General features: G+C 47.6%; 23 protein-coding genes. 9 read left to right on the top strand and 14 right to left on the bottom strand.

The window, feature by feature from the left end; genetic code table 11:
- Window positions 1–28: 28 nt before the first annotated feature.
- From AC2T15_RS11060 to intI2, 5 genes are all read right to left on the bottom strand, one after another.
- On the bottom strand, window positions 29–328 hold the full coding sequence (locus AC2T15_RS11060; RefSeq protein ID WP_486778295.1) for a hypothetical protein: 300 nt from the start codon (window positions 326–328) through the stop codon (window positions 29–31).
- Window positions 329–560: 232 nt separating this feature from the next.
- Window positions 561–749: a hypothetical protein gene (locus AC2T15_RS11055; protein WP_486778294.1), complete on the bottom strand. Its 189-nt coding sequence runs from the start codon at window positions 747–749 to the stop codon at window positions 561–563.
- A gap of 210 nt (window positions 750–959) precedes the next feature.
- Window positions 960–2,225 carry a type II toxin-antitoxin system HipA family toxin gene (locus tag AC2T15_RS11050; RefSeq protein ID WP_486778293.1) on the bottom strand — a complete coding sequence of 422 codons (1,266 nt, stop codon included), beginning with the start codon at window positions 2,223–2,225 and terminating at the stop codon, window positions 960–962.
- Window positions 2,222–2,527, bottom strand: a complete 306-nt coding sequence (locus AC2T15_RS11045) for a helix-turn-helix domain-containing protein (RefSeq protein ID WP_053100666.1) — start codon at window positions 2,525–2,527, stop codon at window positions 2,222–2,224. Before AC2T15_RS11045 ends, AC2T15_RS11050 begins: the two co-directional genes overlap by 4 nt.
- 981 nt (window positions 2,528–3,508) lie before the next feature.
- Window positions 3,509–4,486 carry a class 2 integron integrase IntI2 gene (gene intI2 / locus AC2T15_RS11040; protein WP_053100665.1) on the bottom strand — a complete coding sequence of 326 codons (978 nt, stop codon included), beginning with the start codon at window positions 4,484–4,486 and terminating at the stop codon, window positions 3,509–3,511.
- A 325-nt stretch (window positions 4,487–4,811) separates the two neighbouring features.
- Between intI2 and AC2T15_RS11035 the strand changes: the two genes are divergently transcribed.
- The 4 genes from AC2T15_RS11035 to AC2T15_RS11020 all read left to right on the top strand — a co-directional run bounded on the left by AC2T15_RS11035 (window position 4,812) and on the right by AC2T15_RS11020 (window position 7,151).
- Entirely contained in the window at window positions 4,812–5,201 is a 390-nt protein-coding gene (locus tag AC2T15_RS11035; RefSeq protein ID WP_486778292.1) for a hypothetical protein, read from the top strand.
- 176 nt (window positions 5,202–5,377) lie between these two features.
- A complete protein-coding gene (locus AC2T15_RS11030) occupies window positions 5,378–5,572 on the top strand; it encodes a hypothetical protein (protein WP_486778291.1) in 195 nt (64 codons plus the stop codon).
- A gap of 113 nt (window positions 5,573–5,685) precedes the next feature.
- Window positions 5,686–6,285: a hypothetical protein gene (locus AC2T15_RS11025; RefSeq protein WP_486778290.1), complete on the top strand. Its 600-nt coding sequence runs from the start codon at window positions 5,686–5,688 to the stop codon at window positions 6,283–6,285.
- 668 nt (window positions 6,286–6,953) lie between these two features.
- Entirely contained in the window at window positions 6,954–7,151 is a 198-nt protein-coding gene (locus AC2T15_RS11020; protein ID WP_053109715.1) for a heavy-metal-associated domain-containing protein, read from the top strand.
- An 85-nt stretch (window positions 7,152–7,236) separates the two neighbouring features.
- Here AC2T15_RS11020 and pyrE read toward each other — a convergent pair whose 3' ends face one another.
- Window positions 7,237–7,878 (bottom strand): orotate phosphoribosyltransferase, encoded by a 642-nt coding sequence (pyrE, locus tag AC2T15_RS11015; RefSeq protein ID WP_486778289.1) that lies wholly within the window; start codon window positions 7,876–7,878, stop codon window positions 7,237–7,239.
- 82 nt (window positions 7,879–7,960) lie between these two features.
- Between pyrE and AC2T15_RS11010 the strand changes: the two genes are divergently transcribed.
- From AC2T15_RS11010 to AC2T15_RS11000, 3 genes are all read left to right on the top strand, one after another.
- Window positions 7,961–8,740 (top strand): exodeoxyribonuclease III, encoded by a 780-nt coding sequence (locus tag AC2T15_RS11010; protein WP_053104933.1) that lies wholly within the window; start codon window positions 7,961–7,963, stop codon window positions 8,738–8,740.
- 168 nt (window positions 8,741–8,908) lie between these two features.
- Window positions 8,909–10,210, top strand: coding sequence for an ISL3 family transposase (locus tag AC2T15_RS11005; RefSeq protein ID WP_486779029.1), 1,302 nt, complete (start codon window positions 8,909–8,911; stop codon window positions 10,208–10,210).
- 88 nt (window positions 10,211–10,298) lie between these two features.
- Window positions 10,299–10,829 (top strand): hypothetical protein, encoded by a 531-nt coding sequence (locus tag AC2T15_RS11000; RefSeq protein WP_486778288.1) that lies wholly within the window; start codon window positions 10,299–10,301, stop codon window positions 10,827–10,829.
- A gap of 134 nt (window positions 10,830–10,963) precedes the next feature.
- Here the strand turns inward: AC2T15_RS11000 and AC2T15_RS10995 are convergent, their stop codons facing one another.
- The 8 genes from AC2T15_RS10995 to bioB form a co-directional block, all read right to left on the bottom strand.
- Window positions 10,964–11,458 (bottom strand): outer membrane protein, encoded by a 495-nt coding sequence (locus AC2T15_RS10995; RefSeq protein WP_486778287.1) that lies wholly within the window; start codon window positions 11,456–11,458, stop codon window positions 10,964–10,966.
- Window positions 11,455–11,610 carry a hypothetical protein gene (locus tag AC2T15_RS10990; protein ID WP_486778286.1) on the bottom strand — a complete coding sequence of 52 codons (156 nt, stop codon included), beginning with the start codon at window positions 11,608–11,610 and terminating at the stop codon, window positions 11,455–11,457. Before AC2T15_RS10990 ends, AC2T15_RS10995 begins: the two co-directional genes overlap by 4 nt.
- A 482-nt stretch (window positions 11,611–12,092) precedes the next feature.
- Window positions 12,093–12,524 carry an ATP-binding protein gene (locus AC2T15_RS10985; RefSeq protein ID WP_053103110.1) on the bottom strand — a complete coding sequence of 144 codons (432 nt, stop codon included), beginning with the start codon at window positions 12,522–12,524 and terminating at the stop codon, window positions 12,093–12,095.
- Between the two features lie 104 nt (window positions 12,525–12,628).
- Window positions 12,629–13,306 carry a dethiobiotin synthase gene (bioD, locus tag AC2T15_RS10980; RefSeq protein WP_486778285.1) on the bottom strand — a complete coding sequence of 226 codons (678 nt, stop codon included), beginning with the start codon at window positions 13,304–13,306 and terminating at the stop codon, window positions 12,629–12,631.
- A gap of 2 nt (window positions 13,307–13,308) precedes the next feature.
- Window positions 13,309–14,127 carry a malonyl-ACP O-methyltransferase BioC gene (bioC, locus tag AC2T15_RS10975; protein ID WP_486778284.1) on the bottom strand — a complete coding sequence of 273 codons (819 nt, stop codon included), beginning with the start codon at window positions 14,125–14,127 and terminating at the stop codon, window positions 13,309–13,311.
- The gene (locus AC2T15_RS10970) at window positions 14,117–14,833 is read right to left on the bottom strand and encodes an alpha/beta fold hydrolase (protein ID WP_486778283.1); all 717 of its coding nucleotides are present in this window, start codon (window positions 14,831–14,833) and stop codon (window positions 14,117–14,119) included. Before AC2T15_RS10970 ends, bioC begins: the two co-directional genes overlap by 11 nt.
- Entirely contained in the window at window positions 14,826–15,992 is a 1,167-nt protein-coding gene (gene bioF, locus AC2T15_RS10965; protein ID WP_486778282.1) for an 8-amino-7-oxononanoate synthase, read from the bottom strand. Before bioF ends, AC2T15_RS10970 begins: the two co-directional genes overlap by 8 nt.
- Window positions 15,993–16,100: 108 nt before the next feature.
- The gene (bioB, locus tag AC2T15_RS10960) at window positions 16,101–17,162 is read right to left on the bottom strand and encodes a biotin synthase BioB (protein ID WP_053103105.1); all 1,062 of its coding nucleotides are present in this window, start codon (window positions 17,160–17,162) and stop codon (window positions 16,101–16,103) included.
- Window positions 17,163–17,344: 182 nt separating this feature from the next.
- On the opposite strand from bioB, the gene AC2T15_RS10955 reads away from it, so the two are divergent.
- Window positions 17,345–18,085: a ComF family protein gene (locus tag AC2T15_RS10955; RefSeq protein WP_286593446.1), complete on the top strand. Its 741-nt coding sequence runs from the start codon at window positions 17,345–17,347 to the stop codon at window positions 18,083–18,085.
- Between the two features lie 132 nt (window positions 18,086–18,217).
- Window positions 18,218–20,215, top strand: a complete 1,998-nt coding sequence (tkt, locus tag AC2T15_RS10950; protein ID WP_053100648.1) for a transketolase — start codon at window positions 18,218–18,220, stop codon at window positions 20,213–20,215.
- Window positions 20,216–20,247: the final 32 nt, after the last annotated feature.

The raw sequence follows: 20,247 nt of genomic DNA, 5'->3' as shown, positions 1-20,247 counted from the left end.
CTCTACTAACAAAAATTGAAGATGAAACCTAAGAATGGAAATAAGCGATCAAGTCTTTAACGTCATCGGATCTAAAAATATCGTTTTTGGATGTGTCGCTATAAATTTCGGGATTTTCATCATCCCCTTCATTGATGGCGTAGCTTATAGCATATCTTGGTAAGTCATCACTCTCTCGATACTCAACATTTTGGTGCTCAACCCAAAGCAGATAGTACTCACCACCCTGACGAAAGTAGAACGACGCGCAAGCATCGTTTGGCGATGTATTGTTAACCAGCCTTACTGGTATATCGTGAGAATTAAACCCAAATTTAAGCTCTTCCATTACATGACCCTTGATAACTGTATATTTATACACACTAGGTATCTTATCATCTACTGATTAGGTCACAAGATTATTTTCCATCATTCAGTGCAATGGCGATCGCCAATCACAGCAAGTACACAACCAGTACACTAGCGGTATTGTCTGCCTTAGCTTTTAATCCTCGCCCAGCCCTTAGGTTGACTGGCGGTACACTGCAAGGCGACAAGCCTACGCAGGATTCATCGCCTAGTTAGTCATCCAAAATACTGCCTTTCATGCAGTACATACGAGGGCGGATGTTGTCGGGCAGGCTGACTTTGCGCTGTGGTCGATTACCATCGGGGACTAGGTAGCCTGCGGCCATCAGTGCTTTGGCGGCGCGATCTGGGCTTAGGCCTTCGGTGGCTTCACGCCAGCCAGTTTTGCGCGTTATAGGCAAAACCAGCCGGTAATGTTGGCATGTTGTTATTTATCTCATTGGCAGGTTTGGTGTTTGGCTAAATGGCGTGAATTAAGGCGTTGCCCATATTGCCCCAAAAGCCCAAGGGATGAGCGAAGTGTTAAAACACATGGAGTATGAGGCAAAGCATAAAGTGAAACTAAAACTTCTTTATCTGCTGAAAAATAAAAATATAGTTTCACTGGCTCATTAAACATTAAACGCTGATTGTTTCATGGCTTGCTCCGCTCGGCTGATCCCTAGCCGCTTAGCAACAGCTTGCCATCGCTTAACCGCCATTAATACTTCATCGTAAATTTGCGTGGCTTGGGTTTGCGAAAGTCGGAAGAAGTTTTTTACGTCAAAGGCTAATTGGTAGTCTAAAGCGTTGTCTGCATCGGTAATATTCAGATGCAGGCCATGCTTACCCACTATCGGGTTTAAATCATAAGCAGGTGATAACTTCCAGCCATTCTTTGTTAATAAAAACCCATGGTTACGCAGGTGGTCATCCGTGTTGGACACCGCAATATTAAACACGATACGTCGCCATAACTGAGCTAAATCGGCTGCGGTTTGTGCACCAGAATTGGAAATAAATTCAGCAATCTCTAAGTAGCTGGCACCTTGAGATTGCTCACCATCATACTTTTCGTTTCCAAAATAGCGAAGCTGTGTCATGGCCGATGAAAAATGCAGTCGCTTTTCACCGTCGCGATCAAACCGTTTGGTTAAAAAGGTATGGTGCTGTGACGAAAGTTGCCTGATCTCACTTGGATACATGTCAACACCTGCCGCCAGAGCCAATTCATAACAGACCATCTCCCACGCGCCCACGTCATGGGTATCATTTAAATTGGGAAACTTGGCAATCCACAAGTGGCCTTGTTCATCTGTGACACAAGCCTTGGGTCTTGCACCACCTAATGATGAGCCTGGAGAAATCAGCATTTTCAACCAGCGGTAATACTCGTCACTGTCGATGTTATCGTCTTTTTCAATCTGCATTGCTGCGTGCTCTAGCTCTCGCAAAGAAGCCATTGGTGGTGCAGCAAACTCAGAGTTGTCGTCCAAAAAAGCATCCGCGCCTACTCGCTTAAATCTAATTCCCCCCATCCGATAAGAGTCATGTACGCCCAGCAGGTAATCCAACTCGTTTAATCGACTTGTTGCTCGAATGCCTATGCGCGCCTCAATCGCCGCACGCCGCTGCATTAAAATACGCCCCCATCTATCAGGCGATGAATCAAGAAATGCGCGAAAGTTTTTATCGGCTTCATCGTTATAGAGTTCACCGGAGTGAAGCGTTAGGATTGGATCAATTTGCAAGCGAAAAGCTGAGGTTAAAAATGCTTTATCGTAGGCAAAACTAAACACGCCACCTCGGCTTGAATCACTGTAAGCAAGTTGCCCAATTAGCAAAGGCACTTCAATTGGCTGCCAGTCGGCATAGACTTCGACGATTTCACGGCTCATTTTGAACCTTCCAGCAATTTTATGTTTTGCAGCTTGATACCTACTTCATCATGAGCGGCCATTTCTGCAAAGTTGCTTTCCATGCCAAGAACGGCCATGACTTTTAAGTAAGTGCCTATGGCAACACCCGGATCACCGGCGAAGACTTTATTCACGGTTTTATGATCAAAACCAGTACGTTCACACAGTAGCTTTTTTGTAAAACCACGTCGTTTCATCGCCAACAGCAAGTCTTCACCAAAATGCGTCAGGATTTTGCGCTGCTTTGGAAACAGTACCTTGTGTAAGTCACGCTTAGCCATATCACCAACCAAAGGGACTATATTCCCACTATTTAACCGTTAGTGGGAATATAGTCCAACTTTGAGTCCTAAAAAACTCCAACAATTTAAATGTAGGACTATATTCCCACTTTACTCAATATAATTGGATTTATATCCTACTTTTAGGTTTAGTTTGCGCGTTGGCCAAGGCGATGATGTGAATCTCTGAATGCCAAAGACCATCAAATTGCACTTTTATGCGCATAAAAATGTAAAAATATGCACTTTTCTGCGCGTAAAAGTGTGGAAAGCAAGTTGAACACTCATCAGTGTATTTTACTGAACGGGCAAATGTAGCGGTTAGAGGCTTACACAAGGCGACTTAAAAGGTAATAAGCTGTAGATCTTGATACCTGATATTCGACACTCAGCCTTATCTCTTTTGGATGCCATAGTATCCATATTTAGCTTATTTCTATTAAAATGGACACCATAATGTCCATTTCAGGCTAAGTGAGCTTTCTGCTGCCTCATTACTATCGCGTAGAACCAGTGAAAAAAATGGCAAAGCTATGTTGACGGAAATCGTGCTCGATAAAGCCCTTCAATACTGCTATGTTTTAGCTCTAACAGCAGCATAAAAACGGCACTTTTTTTCCATTGCTAACCACTAAGATTTCGTAAAAGCCATAGGCAAATGGTGGGCAGTTTGGTGGGCAAATAGGCATTTTTGAACGGTTTCTTTTCGATGACTCATTGAGTTTATTAAGGTCTAGGCCGCTGCTCAATGAGCAGGTGCAAAATATCGAATAATGTCCATGCCAGTCTATTCCCGTCCTACAAGCCAATAAAATCAAGGCTGAAGAGAAAATCCTAGTCTATACAAGTCAGTATCTTGCTTAAACTTATCTGAACAATGGTAGAACTGGCTCATATTTATCCCCTCTATGATTGTTTATCTTTTTCACCATAAAAAGTATCAGGGGCTACTCAGAGCTACATAAAGATATTTATCTACTTTTACTGATTGATAAGTAGCATCAGTCCATCCGCAGGACTGGTGGTGCCGGCAAAATGCTGACCCAACACATGCGTATAGATTTGCGTGGTCTTAACATCGGTATGCCCTAAGAGTTCTTGCACAGTGCGAATATCACGCCCCGCTTGTAATAGATGCGTAGCAAACGAGTGACGAAATGTATGACAAGTGACACGCTTGCTAACGATGCCTACTTTTTGTACGGCTGCCTTCAATGCCTTTCGCGCAACGGAGTCATGCAGATGATGGCGGCATAATTTGCCGTTATACGGGTGGTTGCAGAGCGTGCTGGAGGGAAAGACAAACATCCACGCCGCTTGTCGATAAGCAGAAGGGTATTTGCGATCTAAAGCAAAAGGCAGCGATGGCCCTACGCCTTGTAAGTTGTCGTCTTGCTGAATAAGCCGCGCTTGCTCAATGAGTTGTTTTATTGCTGGGATTAGGCGCGTGGGCAGTAGGCTGTTTCTGCTTTTCCCACCCTTACCGTCATGCACAGTGATGCAGCCATTATCAAAATCAAAATCTTTAACACGCAAACGCAAGCATTCATTAATGCGCAAACCTGCACCATACAGCAGCGCAAAAATTACTTGGTTGCGAGTATCCATAACCTGCAAAATGCGTTGCACTTCATTGGCAGAGATAACAGAGGGTAGCCGTCTAGGCTTGCTTGCAGGGATATAATCAATATCGCCCAACGGCTGTTGTAAAAACCTGTTGTACAAAAAAGCTAGGGCATTTAAAGCGATTTTCTGCGTGTTTATGGCTACATGTCTGCTGTTTGCTAAGCTGGATAAAAACAGCCTGACCTCTTCACTGCCCATGGTCTGAGGATGACGTTTTTTGTGAAACAGAATAAAACGCTTAATCCAGTGCAGGTAAGTTTTTTCAGTTTTCAGCGCATAACCTTTTTGCCGCATATCCGTGCGTATAGAATTTAAAAATGGACTGTTAGACATAAAACGCTCCTTGTCTTGCAACTGTCTGCATATACAGCCTATTCTAGCTGGGATTTAAAAAAGTGCCTGTTTTTTACACCTAGAGATGCTTGTTTACCGGTAGAGTTTTAATTTAATGCTAAATAAATTAAAGTGTTATGAGTTCTTTGGGTGAGATAATGTGCATCGTGCAAGCAGGATAGACGGCATGCACGCTTTGTAATAACAGAGTGTCTTGTATTTTTAAAGAAAGTCTATTTAATACAAGTAATTATATTAATTAACGGTAAGCAACAGCGGGTGACAAAACGAGCATGCTTACTAATAAAATGTTAGGGGGAACTCCATGGGATTCTTTAGCACTATTCTTGACGCCGCAAAAGAGGCTAATGACGAGGCTCATGGCGTGCGATTACTGCAGGAGGTTCAGTCATCATTCGCCTGTATGGAAAACCTGGACGGTAAGGTTCAGTACGTTGCGATGATGGGATACCTTCAAATATTGGGAAGGCTAGTTGACCAAATGCCAAACTGGTCCCGTGAAGGCCGCATCAAGCTTGGGAGGACAATGCAGCAGCAAGCCCGCGATGCCTTTGATACAGACATGGGTGGGGGTTATGCGAAATGGCTCGCTGGCGCATGGCTCGAAAGTCAGGAGCGCAATTCGCTAAAGGCTCAGCAGGCGTTCGGGCTACTTGAAGGTTTTGCTGACTACATTCGGAAGGAAGTTGCGTAATGGAATGGCTCATAGGCATTTATCTCGCTGTTGGTGTTTTCAAGACCTTGGGCCGAATGGGTAACCCCAACCCCGCGCTAAAGCCAGTCTGGATGTCACTTGAACGCAATCCGCTCAAAATCGTTCTGTTCTTTACCTTGCATGTTCTTATCTGGCCGTTAGCGGGGAAATAGCAAATGTCCTTTCTTCTCGGTGCCATTGGTGTCGTCATCTGTATTGGGCTGGCCCTCACCGGCTATCTCGTTCCAATGCTCATCGGTGGATTCATTGGCTCATTTTTTGGTGTTGCTGGGTTTGGTGGCGCTGTGTCAGGCATGATCCCCGGGGCAATAGTGGGTGCGCTTATAAGCATCGCCTTCAAATCGAAGTAAATCAGTTGCCCTGTGCACCCATTCCCCCTAACCCGCCGCTCCAGAGGGACGCTCCGCCGGCAAGCCGGCTCCGCGCCCCTGAGCTAGCACGTTATATCTCTTGAGGTAGATCTGTGCTAATCGATGAACAGAAGAAATACCGAGACCGCGCTAACCGTGCGCGACGAGAGCTCCTCAAAGAGAAGGAGAAATTCGGCGCGATTTCGGACGGCTCAGGGAAGCGCTACCGGGTGTGCGTTTACTTTGTGCTCAGCGGTGCTCCAGAAAAAGCGGCCGAGTTTTTGGACTGGTTCGAGAAGGAGTTCCCGGATGACGTTGGTGAGCCCACGTTCCTCTTATATGCTGCGTTGGCTTACTACCGGGTGGGCTCCCTGGGAGAAGCGCGGGGATACCTGCTGGATGCGATGTTAAGCAATATTTACCTACTCCCCTATTTGTTTTCGCGGCCAATGCCCAAGCAAGACATGTGGCATTCATCTAACTGGGAGCAGCCAGACTATATTGAGGAAATTGAAGAGCTCCTAGAAGGGCCAACTAGTCAGGAGCGGGAGTGGTTTAAAGAGCAGTTCGACGATGAACTCTTCACGAACGTTCGAAACAAGTACATAGAAACATTTCATGCATTACAGCGTGCAAAAGAGTTGGATTCCCGTCGTCAAATTCTGGGGGAGTGGCGTGACTATATTTCCTATTGTCGTGCAAACGAGATATAACCAGTGGCAGCACGGTGCCCGCTTTTCCACCGCGCTGCGGCTCCAAATCGGCACGTGTGCCAAGCGTTAGAAGCCAAAGAAGGACAGGTGTCAGTCCATAGTTTTTTCATGTCATTCCTTATTTGAAGTGGTGTCAAACACATAGATTAACCCTGTTTTACTGTTAAACACAGCGCTTGCTAAGTTCCACAAGGTATCAAACTGGGCTGTGTGGGTAGAGCAGTAGGTTGTGCTGAACTCTGTTACTTACAACAGAGTTCAGCATCTTAGTAGATTGATTGCTTCTAGCTACTTACGGATAGCACCATAGCGGTGCTGGCCACAGCCAAGGACTTTAATTTCTTCTTTCGACATATAGCTTAAATTGTGCACAATCTGATACTTAATTTCAGCGTAGTTAGCACTATTAGAATTTAGATGAAACATCCCGCCCACTGTTACGTGTACCAAACCAATTGCTTCCTCAACTGTAATACGGCTGTTCGTATTTAATGGTGTAGCTGCAGCGTGGCAAAGTATCCACGGCTGAAGCTTAGCAGTAATGGGCGACCCAGTTTGTCGCACCAGATATAGGGCTAGCCTGATGTCGGCTCAACTAAACTTGTCGCTGCTCATACTGCCAGAGAGGTATGATAAGGCATAACTTGCCATTTTAGAGGAGAGCACTAATGACGACTTTTAATGTTGCGGATATGACTTGTGGCCATTGTGAAAAAGTCATTCGCCAAGCCTTTGCCACACAGTTACCGCAAGCAGTGGTAACCATTGATTTGGCGAAGCATCAAGTGACGGTTGAGGGCGTTACGGCCGAACAAGCGCAGGCGGTGATTAAAGAAGAGGGCTATACGCCAGAGCTGGCGGTTTAGCCCAGGCTTAGCAAAAGCCGCTGAAGGCGATGAGGTTCAGCGGCTTTTGTTTGCGTGTAGCAAGTAACCAGCAGACAGCGAGGGTTTAGATCCCGTATTCTGCACGGTAGGCTTCTACTGCAGGTAAATGCTGTTTTAGCTCTTCGTCTTCTGCTAAGTACTGCAGCACTTGATCCAATGAGACAATACTGACCACTGGCATCTTAAAGTCGCGCTCTACTTCTTGAATCGCTGATAGCTCGCCTTTACCACGCTCTTGGCGATTCAGGGCAATTAACACGCCTGCAGCGCTTGCGCCTTGTTGCTGGATAATTTCCATCACTTCACGAATCGCTGTGCCGGCAGTAATCACATCATCGACGATAACCACATTACCTTGTAGGGCAGAACCGACTAAGGTGCCGCCTTCGCCATGGGTTTTGGCTTCTTTACGGTTAAAACACCAAGGCATATTAATCTGGTGATGATCGGCTAACGCCACTGCAGTAGACGAGGCGAGTGGAATTCCTTTGTACGCTGGGCCAAACAGCACATCGCAATTAATTTTACTGTCGAGCAGAGCTTGGGCGTAGAATTGCCCGAGCTTAGCGAGGGCTAACCCATCGTTAAATAATCCCGCATTAAAGAAATACGGGCTGGTACGTCCTGATTTGAGGGTAAAGCTGCCAAAGCGTAAAACACCTTGGTCAATGGCGAATTTAATAAATTCGCGTTGGTAGTCTTGCATAATTCACCTTTTTTGCATCGGGTTTTAGCCAATTTTACTAAGCTTGGGTATCATACACGCAGTTTTTTTCTAGGGGTTACTCATGCGCGTTATTAGTGTCAATGTGAATGGTATTCACACTGCAATTGAACAAGGATTATTTGACTGGCTGAAAGGTCAAAATGCCGATGTTATTTGCTTGCAACACATTGGTATTAGCGCCTACGAGATGGAAGACCCTAGCTTACAGCTTGAGGGCTATTATTGTTATAGCGTTGATGCCATGTTGCCTGAGCAGGGTGGGGTTGCCATTTACTCGCGGCTGCAGCCCAAAGCGGTGATTATGGGCTTAGGTTTTGAAGAGTCCGATCATTATGGCCGTTTTTTACAGGCGGATTTTGACAAAATCAGTATTGCGAGCCTGTTGTTACCTTCTGGCCACGGCGGCGATGAGCAGCTCAATCAGAAGTTTCGATTTATGGACCAGTTTTCTCGCTACCTAGATAAGCAACGCCGTAAGCGCCGTGATTACATTTATTGCGGCTCGTTATTTGTCGCGCACCAAAAGCTGGATGTTAAACATTGGCGTGATTGCCAGCAGACCCCCGGCTTTTTACCTGCCGAGCGGGCTTGGCTAGATGCCGTGATTGGTGAGATGGGCTATGTCGATGCCTTGCGTGATGTGAGCCGTGAGGGTGAGCAATACAGTTGGTGGGCCGATAGCGAGCAAGCCGAGCTACTTAATCTAGGCTGGCGCTTTGATTATCAGCTTTTAACTCCAGGTTTGCGCCGCACCGCGCGTAGTGCTCGTTTATTCCGCAATCCGCGCTTTTCACAGCATGCGCCCTTGGTAGTGGATTATGACTGGACGTTAAGTGTTTAAACTGGCTCATTGCAACTAGGTTAAGTCGTTTACCTGCATCATGGTTAAATTCATATAAAAATAGGCTCTTCGCATTTAAGGGTGTAGAAAAAATCTGACCGGCTGGAAAAGGTGCCGGGGAACTTGGAAAATGTAAGCTCCTACACCAACAAAAACCAAGCCCCCGACGTGAACAATCTTACCTTTTCAAGCCCCGATCTTTCCAGCTTTTGCCAACTAAATATCCTCGGCCTGACTGCCACTGGGCAGCACCTTTGTGCAGAACGCGCCGTCATCGAATGCCGTTTCACCAAAGCACCTGAGCCGTGCCCCAAGTGCGGTGCTGCTGGCGTTTCACGCGGCACGGTCGATAGGTATCTTGCTCACACACCTTACGGGCAACGGCCAACTACATTGTTGCTGCGTATTCGGCGTTGGCGTTGTATTTGCGGCTGCTTCTGGCACGAAGATACCAGCAGTGCTGCGCCGCCACGCGCAAAGCTTTCCCATGGAGCGATACGCTGGGCATTGGCTGCCATCGTGCTGGATGACTTGTCGGTATCCCGTGTTGCGAGTCATCTTGACGTTGCCTGGCACACCGTCAATAACGCCATTATCAACGAAGGACGGCGCCTGCTTTTTAATGATTCGACACGTTTTGACGGTGTGACCGTGCTGGGCGTGGATGAGCATGTTTGGCGACATACACGCCGTGGTGACAAGTACGTCACCATCGTGGTTGACCTTACGCCCGTGCGTAACAAAACAGGACCATCGCGCTTGCTGGCTGTGCTGGAAGGCCGCTCCAAACAAGCCTTTAAGCAGTGGCTGAACAATCGTCCCAAGGCTTGGCGTGACCAGATTGAAAGCATTGCCATGGACGGTTTTACGGGGTTTAAATCTGCGGCGCAAGAAGCCCTGCCTCAAGCCCAAACCGTGCTGGATCCTTTCCATGTCGTGCGCTGGGCAAGCAATATGCTGGATGAATGTCGCAGGCGTGTTCAGCAAGACACTCTGGGCCGAAGAGGGCGCAAAAGCGACCCGCTCTACAAAAGCCGTCGAACGCTGCTGACCCGGATCAGCTACCTGTCTGACGCCAACAAAAAGCAACTGTTCCAGCTGTTTGCAGATGAGCACCACCTCGAAGTGGATTGCACTTGGAACATGTACCAACGGGTGGTCAGCGCCTACAACGAGCCGGATCGAAGGCGTGGTAAAAAACTCATGGAAGAGGTCATAAATATCATTACAGCCAGTGACTTGCCCAAAGCGCTCATCGAGGTGAAAGGCTTGGGAAAAACGCTGAAAAAATACGCGGATAGCATCCTGGCCTACTTCGACCGACCAGGAACCAGCAACGGACCTACAGAAGCTATCAATGGTCGGCTGGAACACTTGCGAGGCACTGCTTTGGGCTTTAGAAATTTAACCAACTACATCGCCAGATGCCTGTTGAAATCCGGAGGGTTTAGAAACCAGCTACACCCTTAAATGCGAAGAGCCTAAAAATATGGCTATTCATCAAAGCGTCATATTGTAAGTGCATACTGAGTAAAACAGACCAAGCTAGGCAATGATTATGATCGATAAACGTTTAGTAAATTTAACAGATGAGTATGAAACCCAACTAGCCAAGTTAACTGCAGTGGTGATGCCAAATGTGGATCAAATTGTGGAGCGCGTGTACTCAGCAGTTAGTTATGTAGCCTCTATGCATATGCTAGATAATCATGCTCAGCAGCAGTTGATTGGTTCCTATAAACTGTTAGTTGGCATGTTGTTTCAAGGAATGAGCAACAGCATAGACCATGAAATGAATGGATTGGGGCAGCAGTACGCTCGACAAGGGATTCCGGTGGAATTCATTACCTCTGTCATGGCGCTTGTTCATCAGGAATTGCTAGATATTATTACTCAGTCTGAAGTCTTAACGCCTTTTGATAAAATACAGAGCAATCAAGCTATTACAGCTGTCATTGGCTATTGTCAAATGCATATTCAGCAAGCCTATTCACAAGCATCTTTACATAATGAATTGGCACGTTTTTTAAAAGTGACAGGTATTTCACGGCGATTATTTGACAACTTAGCCGTAGAAAAGCTGGCTTAATCTATCTGATAGTACTAGCGCCGTACTGGGTGAGCAGCTAGCTAGGTAAATAAAGCGTGTATCGGCTTTAGGGAATGTAAAATAAAAATGCCCGATTAAAAATCGGGCATTTTTATTGTCAACTAACGATTAAGTTAGAAATTGTAGCGAACCCCAACGGAGCCCATGTGTAGGTCAGTTTTTACAAAGTTTTTGCTGGGTTCATGGTAGTAATCGTACTCAGCAGTTAAAGCCAGTTCTTTAGTAATATCGAAGCTAGCTCCAAGCCCTAGTGATGGGCTGATACGGTGCTTTTTCTTGCTTGATTTACCATCTGTCAAGACTAGGTCTTCTTTGAGCTTTACATCAGTTTTCATATGGTTAATGCCCGCTTTACCATATAAACGAATGGATTCTGCTGCATCAATATAAGCACCTGCAACTACATTTAAGCCAAGGCCCCAAGTCTCGTAATTAACTTTTCCTGTGGCGGGCTGCGTGGTAGTTACTTTATATTTTCTTTTTCCGAAATCAGCATATTGCAGTTCGACAGCGAACGTTTCATCTAAATTTAAACCCGCGCCAAGTTTAAAGGCGGTATCACTGCCTTCGTATTTAGTGCGACCACCATAGCGATAGCCATCCGTCATTGTGGCATCAATTTTTTTTGCTTCGCTTGGTTTTTACTGTAAGCAGATCCAATATTACCAAACACATAGCCGTTTGCTTCGCTTAAATCAAATGCTTGGGCGTGAACTGAAAAACATAATACAGCTGTAGCGAGCAATGTTTTCTTTAACACAATAGAACCTCATCCTTAGGAAATAGACGTTATAAAAACGAAAGTTAATTTACCTTAAATAATTAATAAAGTTAAGTGATGTTCAGAAAGATACTCTACTAGCTAGGTTTCTTATTGTTTTAATATTGGTTTAATAATAAGTGTGAGGCTAATATTTGTTTGATAGTGTAATGTCCAGATTTGCTAATAATCTTTTATATTAATAGTATAGGGGATGCCAATCATGGCTTTAGTAACTGCTTTTATTTCTATCCCAGTTTCCCTTGAAATATTATAAGCAGCATTGATATGCACTTGGTTTGGCTTGACTGCTGTTAAATATAATCGTGTGTCCTTATGTTTTTCGTCGCTTAGGCGTGTAGTAGGTGTGGCCGCAGCTGTTTGCTAGGCTGGTAAAATCGACACAAGTGATCGCAACCTTGCGACGTTAATGGTAAATGAGCTATTTAGTAATCAGTGCTCTGGATCAGTGAGCTATTGGCTTAATAGTCGAGCACACAGCGTGCAGGTGCACGCTGTAATTCGGCTGGGGTCGGGCGGTATTTAACGCATTCTGGCTCGCCATTGGGTTGTAATTGGCGACGTTTGTAGCGGCCATCAATGGTCGCAATGGGCACAGAGCTAATCGGAATCTGAATCTGCGCAATTACTAAGCTGTCTTGTAACAGCGGCTCAATCTTAACCACCAAGTGCGGCAAGGTGTACTGGCAAACCAGGCGTTCTAATTGCTGCAAATCGCGATGCTGTGGATGCAAACCACTGATCAGACCATTATCTTCCACGCCCAAATAAATGGCTCCACCCGAACCGTTAGCCATGCAGATCACCGCCTCAATCAAAGTATTGAGCGGCAGCAACCAGCGGTCACTTTTAAACTCGCAGGTGAGGGATTCGTGATAGGGAATAATACGCATAGCAAACTCATAGCCAATTAACCGCAATGCAAAATATAGAGCAAATGCGCTGCTTAGTCAGTGTAAGTTTGACTATCAGCCTAATCCTCTTAGTAAGCAGCTAATTAAATTGGCGGCAATTGCAAATAGGGAGCAACGGCCGCGGCTGAATAAGGCTGGGTAAAGGGCACTATCCCTAAGCAGGGAGCTGGCATGAGTTGTTTAAGAGTCTCAAGGTTTTGCGCTAAGCGTGAGGTATGAGGATCAATCACATTGGCCACCCAGCCGGCCAAGGGTAAACCATCGGCCTGGATTGCTTCGGCTGTGAGTAAAGCGTGGCTGATGCAGCCTAAGCGTACACCGACTACTAAGATCACTGGAATCTTTAGTGCTTTCGCTAAATCTGACAACAGTTCTTGCTCAGATAAGGGCACACGCCAGCCGCCTGCACCCTCAACCAGGGTAAAGTCAGCAGAGTGGGCTAATACCTGTTGAATTGGTGGTACTAAAGCGGCTACCGACAACTTTACCCCCGCTTCGACTGCTGCAATATGCGGTGCAATCGCAGGGGCAAAGGCAAAGGGATTAATTGCTGAGTAGGGCAGCTGCAGGCTGGATTCAGCTTGTAAAGCAAGGGCATCACTGTTGCGTAATCCTTCTGCTGTGAGCTCGCAGCCCGAGGCGACTGGTTTAATGGCTAAGGTCGATTTGCCTTGTTGTCGCGCGGCAGCCAGTAGACCTGCAGCGATACTGGTTTTACCGACATCAGTATCGGTGCCGGCAATAAAATAAGTCTGTTGCATGGTTAACCTTCTTTTTCTAAAACGCCGTACACCACTTGCCAAGTGGCAGGTAAGCCTTGTGCTTGACGAAAAGTTTCGTAGGCGTGAATGAGTGTTTGTAGCTGTTTTCGGCCAGTTAGTCCGTTATTGCGTCCGGCATTCAGATTATTAGCCCCAAGGTGCTTAAGCTCGTGGGTCAGTTCCGATAATTTGCCGTAATACTGCACCGTGGGCAGGCACTGCAAACTTTGAATTTTAAAACCACTGTGATTACAAAGTGCTTGGTACTGACTAAAACAACGAAAGTTATTCACATGCACTGCATCATCTACCGCTTGCCAGCTGTGTTTAAGCTCGTGCAGAGTCCCCTCAGCTAAGCTGCTAAAGGCAAATAAGCCACCCGGTTGCAGTACACGCTTGGCCTCACTGAGCACCTGGGCAAAATCATCGCACCACTGTAGTGCCAAACTACTAAAAATCAGCTGTTGGCTTGCATTGGCCAAAGGCAATTGTTCGGCATCACCCGCAATGTAAAAGTCAGCACTCTGTTGCTGCTTAGCAAAGTGCAGCATGCCTTGGGCCAGATCGACCGCTTGCAGTTGTTGTGGTTGATATTGCTGCTGCAGGAGGCGGGTAAAATAGCCGGTACCGCAGCCAAGGTCGGTGATTTGGTGAGCCGTTGGGAGTGGATTTGGTAGCAGTTTTAACAGGTATTCACCGACTTGGCGTTGCAAGGTAGCCACGCTGTCGTAGGTGGCCGCCGCATTGGAAAAAGACTCGGCGATTAAGCGCTTATCGGGCCGAGTAGTAGGTTGGCTCAGAGGTAAAGGCTTACTTTGCATCATCTGCCTCCCGTATAAAATGTGCCATGCGTGTGGCTAAGGCTGCTGGCTGCTCCATCACTAAGGCATGGCTGCCATTAAAAGTAGCGATGTGCGTCTGATGAGCGAGTTGTTGCAGAGCGCTACTGCAAGCCAAGGGCACTAGGGCATCCTGTTGGGCCAAGATGTGTAGCTGTGGTACGGCTAATTGCGCCAATAATTGACGGTTATCAAGTTGCTGTAACAGGCTTAAGCCATGGCTGGCTTGCTCGGGAGTTTGCTTAAATGGCAGTAACTGTTTAGCCAGTTGGCGTGGATTATCAGCGCCTTGGCTGCACAGTAAGCTAAAGCGCTTGAGGGTGCTGGTAAGTTGCGCTGCGCAGCCTTGCTGAAAGGCAGCAAAATCTTCTTGCGCCATCGCCCAGGGCCAGTCTGGGCGTTGAGTAAAGCATGCATTACTGGCAATGGTGATTACTCCCGCTACCGGTAGTTGTTGGGTGAGCTGTAACGCCAGCATGCCGCCGAGTGACCATCCAATCAGCCAAGGTGTGCTGGGAAGTTGCTCCTGCAACTCGGTCAGTGCCTGAGCGAGATTAGGCTGAGTGAACCGCGGCAAGGGTAAAATCTGTAGCTGTGCTTTGGGGAACCGTTGCTGTAGTGCTTCGGCTAAGGGCTGTAAGCAGTCTGCGCTAATACCCCAGCCTGGCAATAAAACCAGATTAAGCATGCATCACCTCGTGCCAGGCTTTAATCAGCGCATCAGTCAAGCGTTGCACCTGTTCTGTGGTGTGGGCAGCGGTCAAGGTAATGCGTAAGCGGGCGCTGCCGGCCGGAACCGTAGGCGGTCGAATTGCACCAACAATAATTCCTTGTTCGCGTAGTTTTGCCGAGAGTTGCATCGCTTGCGCGCTATCGCCTACCACTACCGGCTGAATTGGCGTGTGGCTGTTCATCAACGGGATATTTGCTGCAATTAAAGTTGCACGAAATTGCGCAATGAGTTGGTTTAAATGCTCGCGCCGCCAGCCTTCGGTTTGAATTAATTCCAAGCTTTTTAGGCTGGCGCAAGCCACCGCTGGTGGCTGACTGGTGGTGTAAATATAGGGCCTAGCAAACTGAATCAGAGTTTCAATTAGTTCTTCGCTGCCGGCAATAAAAGCACCTGAACTACCAAAGGCCTTACCTAGTGTGCCGACTAGCACTGGCACTTGTGTTTGGGTTAAGCCCATTTGTTCTACGCAGCCACCGCCGCTAGCACCGAGTGGGCCAAAGCCGTGGGCATCATCGACCATCACCCAAGCGTTATGTTGCTGGGCGAGTTGGCAGATTTCAGGCAGCGGCGCCAGATCACCATCCATACTGAATACGCCATCGGTCACAATCAGTCGATTGCCTGTGGCTTTGCTTAAGCGTTGTTCGAGGCTGGCTAAATCATTATGTAAATAGCGAGTAAAACGAGCGCCCGACAACATACCAGCATCTAACAATGAGGCATGATTGAGGCGATCATGTAATACCGTATCCCCTTGTCCGACTAAGGCGGTGACTGCTGCTAAGTTAGCCATGTAGCCGGTAGACATTAACAGTGCCCGTTCACGGCCAGTAAATTTCGCCAGTGCTCGCTCTAATTGATGGTGGGGTTCACTGTGGCCAATGACTAAATGGGAGGCGCCACCGCCTACGCCCCAGCGCGCTGCACCTTGTTGCATGGCGGCAATCACTTCAGGATGATTGGCCAGCCCCAAGTAATCATTGGAACAAAAGGCTAAGCAGGCTTGGCCATCGACAATGACTTCAGGTGCTTGTGGGCTTTGCAGTAAAGGACGGCTGCGATACAGGTGCTCAGCGCGACGGACAGCGAGGCGCGCGGATAAATTAAAACTCATGGGTGGTTACCGAAACAAGGTGACAACCTGCGGTATGCGAAAAATAAGGCAGGCGGTAGAGCGTACTGGCTACGCTCTACCTTAAAACACTACAGCTAACGGTTGCTGTTAGTGGGTTTGGGCGGCGTCATAGAAGAACTGTGAATCTCGCTGCTCGATTAAGGCTTGCTCAATAGCTGCTTGATGGACTTCATCGTCATGCTCTTCACGGGCTTCTGGTTGAATACCTAAGCGCTTAAATAACAGCATGTCTTTATCGGCTTGGGGGTTACCGGTGGTGAGCAGTTTCTCACCATAGAAAATCGAGTTAGCACCGGCAAAAAATGCTAGGGCTTGAGTTTGCTCGTTCATTTGCTCACGGCCAGCTGAAAGACGTACGTGAGATTTTGGCATCATGATTCGGGCGACCGCCAACATACGAATAAAATCAAAAGGATCCACTTCTTTTTCATCCGCTAGAGGCGTGCCTTCTACCTTTACTAACATATTAATCGGCACACTTTCAGGGTGCTCAGGTAAGTTAGCTAGCTGCAACAGTAAGCCAATGCGATCATTGAGGGTTTCACCTAGTCCTAAAATACCGCCAGAGCAGATTTTCATTCCCGCATCGCGTACATAACTGAGGGTCTCTAAACGATCAGAGTAAGTGCGGGTGGTAATAATATTGCCGTAAAACTCGGGCGAGGTATCAAGGTTATGGTTGTAATAATCCAACCCTGCTTGGGCCAGCTCGGCAGTTTGCTCTTTGGTTAACTTACCCAGGGTCATACAGGTTTCAAGACCCATGGCTTTTACGCCTTTGACCATTTCCAGAACATAGGGCATGTCTTTAGCCGATGGGTGTTTCCATGCCGCGCCCATGCAAAAGCGGGTTGAGCCTAACTCTTTGGCACGCTTAGCCTCTTCTAGTACTTTCTGTACTTCCATCAGCTTTTCTTTATCAAGACCGGTGTTGTAATGACCTGATTGTGGGCAGTACTTGCAGTCTTCAGGGCAGGCCCCAGTCTTAATCGAAAGCAGGGTAGAAACTTGCACTCGATTGGGATCAAAATGCTGGCGATGCACGCTCTGGGCTTTAAACAGTAAATCATTGAACGGCAGTTCAAATAAGGCTTTAACTTGATCATGTTGCCAGTCGTGGCGAGTCACGGAAGAGTGTACGGCGCTCATGGGCTTTCCTTCTTATTAAGTGGCCCTAGAAAAAGTGGGCGAATGGCTAAATACTCAACTAGAAGGTAAAAGTTGTCAACCTTGGGTAATGCTAAAGGTTTACTAGTTGAGTGGTTAGCGGTGGCCGATCCCTGATTTAAGCCGCTAGGAATGGCGGTGACTGGCGATAAAAGGAGTTAAACATGCAGTTTAATTCGTGGTTAACCAAGGTTTTGGCTTACTTTGCCACTCGGCAAACCTGTAGCTTGTGTTTAGCTAGTAGCTACAATAGTTATGCCCTGTGCGAACCCTGTGAAGAAGAGCTGCCATGGAATACGAGAGCTTGTATTAGTTGTGGCTTGCCAGCGAGCGCGGTTAGTTGTGTAGATTGTTCTATTAATGCTTTTACATTTCGTCAAGTGATAGCACCATTTACCTTTGATTTTCCAATAGATACTGCTATTGCACGCTTTAAGCACGAGCAAGCATGGCCCATAGGCCAGCTATTAACCCAGTTATTAGCGAGGGAGTTAGCCTATCGTTATGATTTGGGGTTAACGCCACCGGATCTGTTGCTGGCCATGCCACTGTCTAAAGCACGGTTACGTAAACGAGGATTTAATCAGGCGCAGTTAATGGCTCAGTGGTTAGCCGCTAGTTTACAGTTGCCGTTGTATGCGGCGCGTTTTATTCAGCGCACGGATAAAACAGCTCAGCAACAGTTATCTGCAGCGCAACGTAAAATGAATGTGGCGGGTAGCTTTAGCATGTCGGCTCGAGCGCCTAGTGTTCAGCAGCTGCATATTGCGGTCGTGGATGATGTCATGACGACGGGCGCCAGTGTGCAAGAACTGACCCGCGTATTATTGGCGGCAGGCGCTGCCAGAGTAGATGTTTATTGCTTAGCGCGGACGCCTAAGGCAAGGTCGCTAGCTAGTGATTAAGCGACTTGAAATTAAGGTGGTGGCTGGGATAACTGGCGAGAAAACCCGCAGAACGTATTTAGCCATTGCCCAGAAGGGCTGGGTGGGCGAAAATAGGCGCTTTACCGTATTTAGATTCCAGGAGATTCACCGATGCCTAGCCGTCGCGAGCGAGCCAATGCCATTCGTGCACTGAGTATGGATGCCGTGCAAAAAGCCAACAGCGGCCATCCGGGTGCCCCAATGGGCATGGCGGACATTGCCGAGGTGTTATGGCATGGCCAGTTAAAACATAATCCGAACAACCCACACTGGGTCGATCGTGATCGTTTTGTCCTGTCCAATGGACATGGCTCTATGCTGATTTACTCTTTATTGCATCTCACCGGGTACGACGTGACCCTGGATGATTTGAAAAACTTCCGCCAGCTTAACAGCCGCACCCCAGGTCACCCTGAATTGGGTTACACCCCAGGCGTTGAAACCACTACGGGACCGCTGGGGCAAGGAATTGCCAATGCCGTAGGTTTTGCGCTGGCAGAAAAAATTATGGCGGCGCAGTTTAACCGTGACGGCCATAACATCGTTGATCACCAAACCTACGTGTTTTTAGGTGATGGCTGCATGATGGAAGGTATTTCCCATGAAGTGTGTTCACTGGCAGGCACTTTAGGTTTAAACAAACTGACCGCTTTCTATGACGATAACGGCATCTCGATTGATGGCCAGGTGACTGGTTGGTTTAGTGATGATACGCCGCGTCGCTTTGAATCCTACGGCTGGCATGTGATCCGTAATGTGGATGGTCACAACGCCGATGAGCTCGAAGTGGCCTTAGAAGCCGCGCGCGAAAGCGATAAACCGACCTTAATTTGCTGTAAAACCACCATTGGTTTCGGCTCGCCAAATAAAGCGGGTTCAGAAAGCAGCCATGGTGCGCCCCTAGGTTTAGAAGAAATTGAGCTGACCAAAAAAGAATTGGGCTGGGAATATGGCCCGTTTGAAGTACCCACTCGCCTTTACGAAGAGTGGGACGCCAAAGCCAAAGGTCAAGCCGCAGAAGATGAGTGGAATCAGCGTTTCGCAGCTTATGCGGCGGAATACCCTGAGTTAGCCGCTGAATTTAAGCGCCGCATGGCTGGTGATCTGCCAGCTGATTTTGCTGATAAAGCCGCCGCTTACATTGCAGAAGTGGCAGCCAAAGGTGAAAGCATTGCCAGCCGTAAAGCCAGCCAAAATAGTTTAAATGCCTATGGCCCGTTATTACCTGAGTTGCTTGGCGGCTCAGCTGACTTAGCGGGTTCTAACCTAACGTTATGGTCTGGCTGTAAAGGAGTTACCGCCGACGATGCTGCGGGCAACTACGTGTTCTATGGCGTGCGTGAGTTTGGTATGAGCGCCATTATGAACGGTATTGCCCTACATGGTGGCTTAATTCCTTACGGTGCGACCTTCTTAATGTTTATGGAGTATGCGCGCAATGCGGTGCGTATGTCAGCATTAATGAAGCAGCGGGTGTTGTACGTATTCACCCACGACTCTATCGGTCTAGGTGAGGATGGTCCAACTCACCAGCCAATTGAGCAGTTAGCTAGCTTACGTACGACGCCTAACTTAGACACTTGGCGCCCAGCTGATGCGGTTGAGTCTGCGGTGGCGTGGAAATATGCATTAGAGCGTCAGCATGGCCCAAGCGCACTGATTTTTAGTCGCCAGAACTTAGATCATCAAGCACGTAGCGAGCAGCAAATTGCTGCGATTGAGCAAGGTGGTTATATTCTGCGGGATTGCCAAGGTGAGCCTGAGCTTATTTTAATTGCCACTGGTTCTGAGGTGGGCTTAGCAGTCCAGGCTTATCAAGCTCTGACTGAGCAAGGGCGCAAGGTGCGAGTGGTATCCATGCCGTGCACCAGCGTGTTTGATGCGCAAAGTGCTGAGTACAAGCAGTCGGTATTACCGATTGAAGTGGGCGCACGAATTGCCATTGAAGCCGCTCATGCAGACTACTGGTACAAATATGTGGGCCTTGATGGCCGCGTAATTGGTATGCACTCTTACGGTGAGTCCGCACCGGCAGGGCAGTTATTTGAGGTGTTTGGTTTCACCTTAGATAATGTGCTAAGCACGGCTGCTGAATTGCTGGAAGACTAAATCCGTTTTGTAGACCTAGCCCAGCGCTAGGT

The organism is Thiopseudomonas sp. SA1F2-1K, assembly GCF_057443035.1.
Note: the sequence above shows the minus strand (reverse complement) of the source record. Positions and strands in the feature narration are given on the sequence as shown.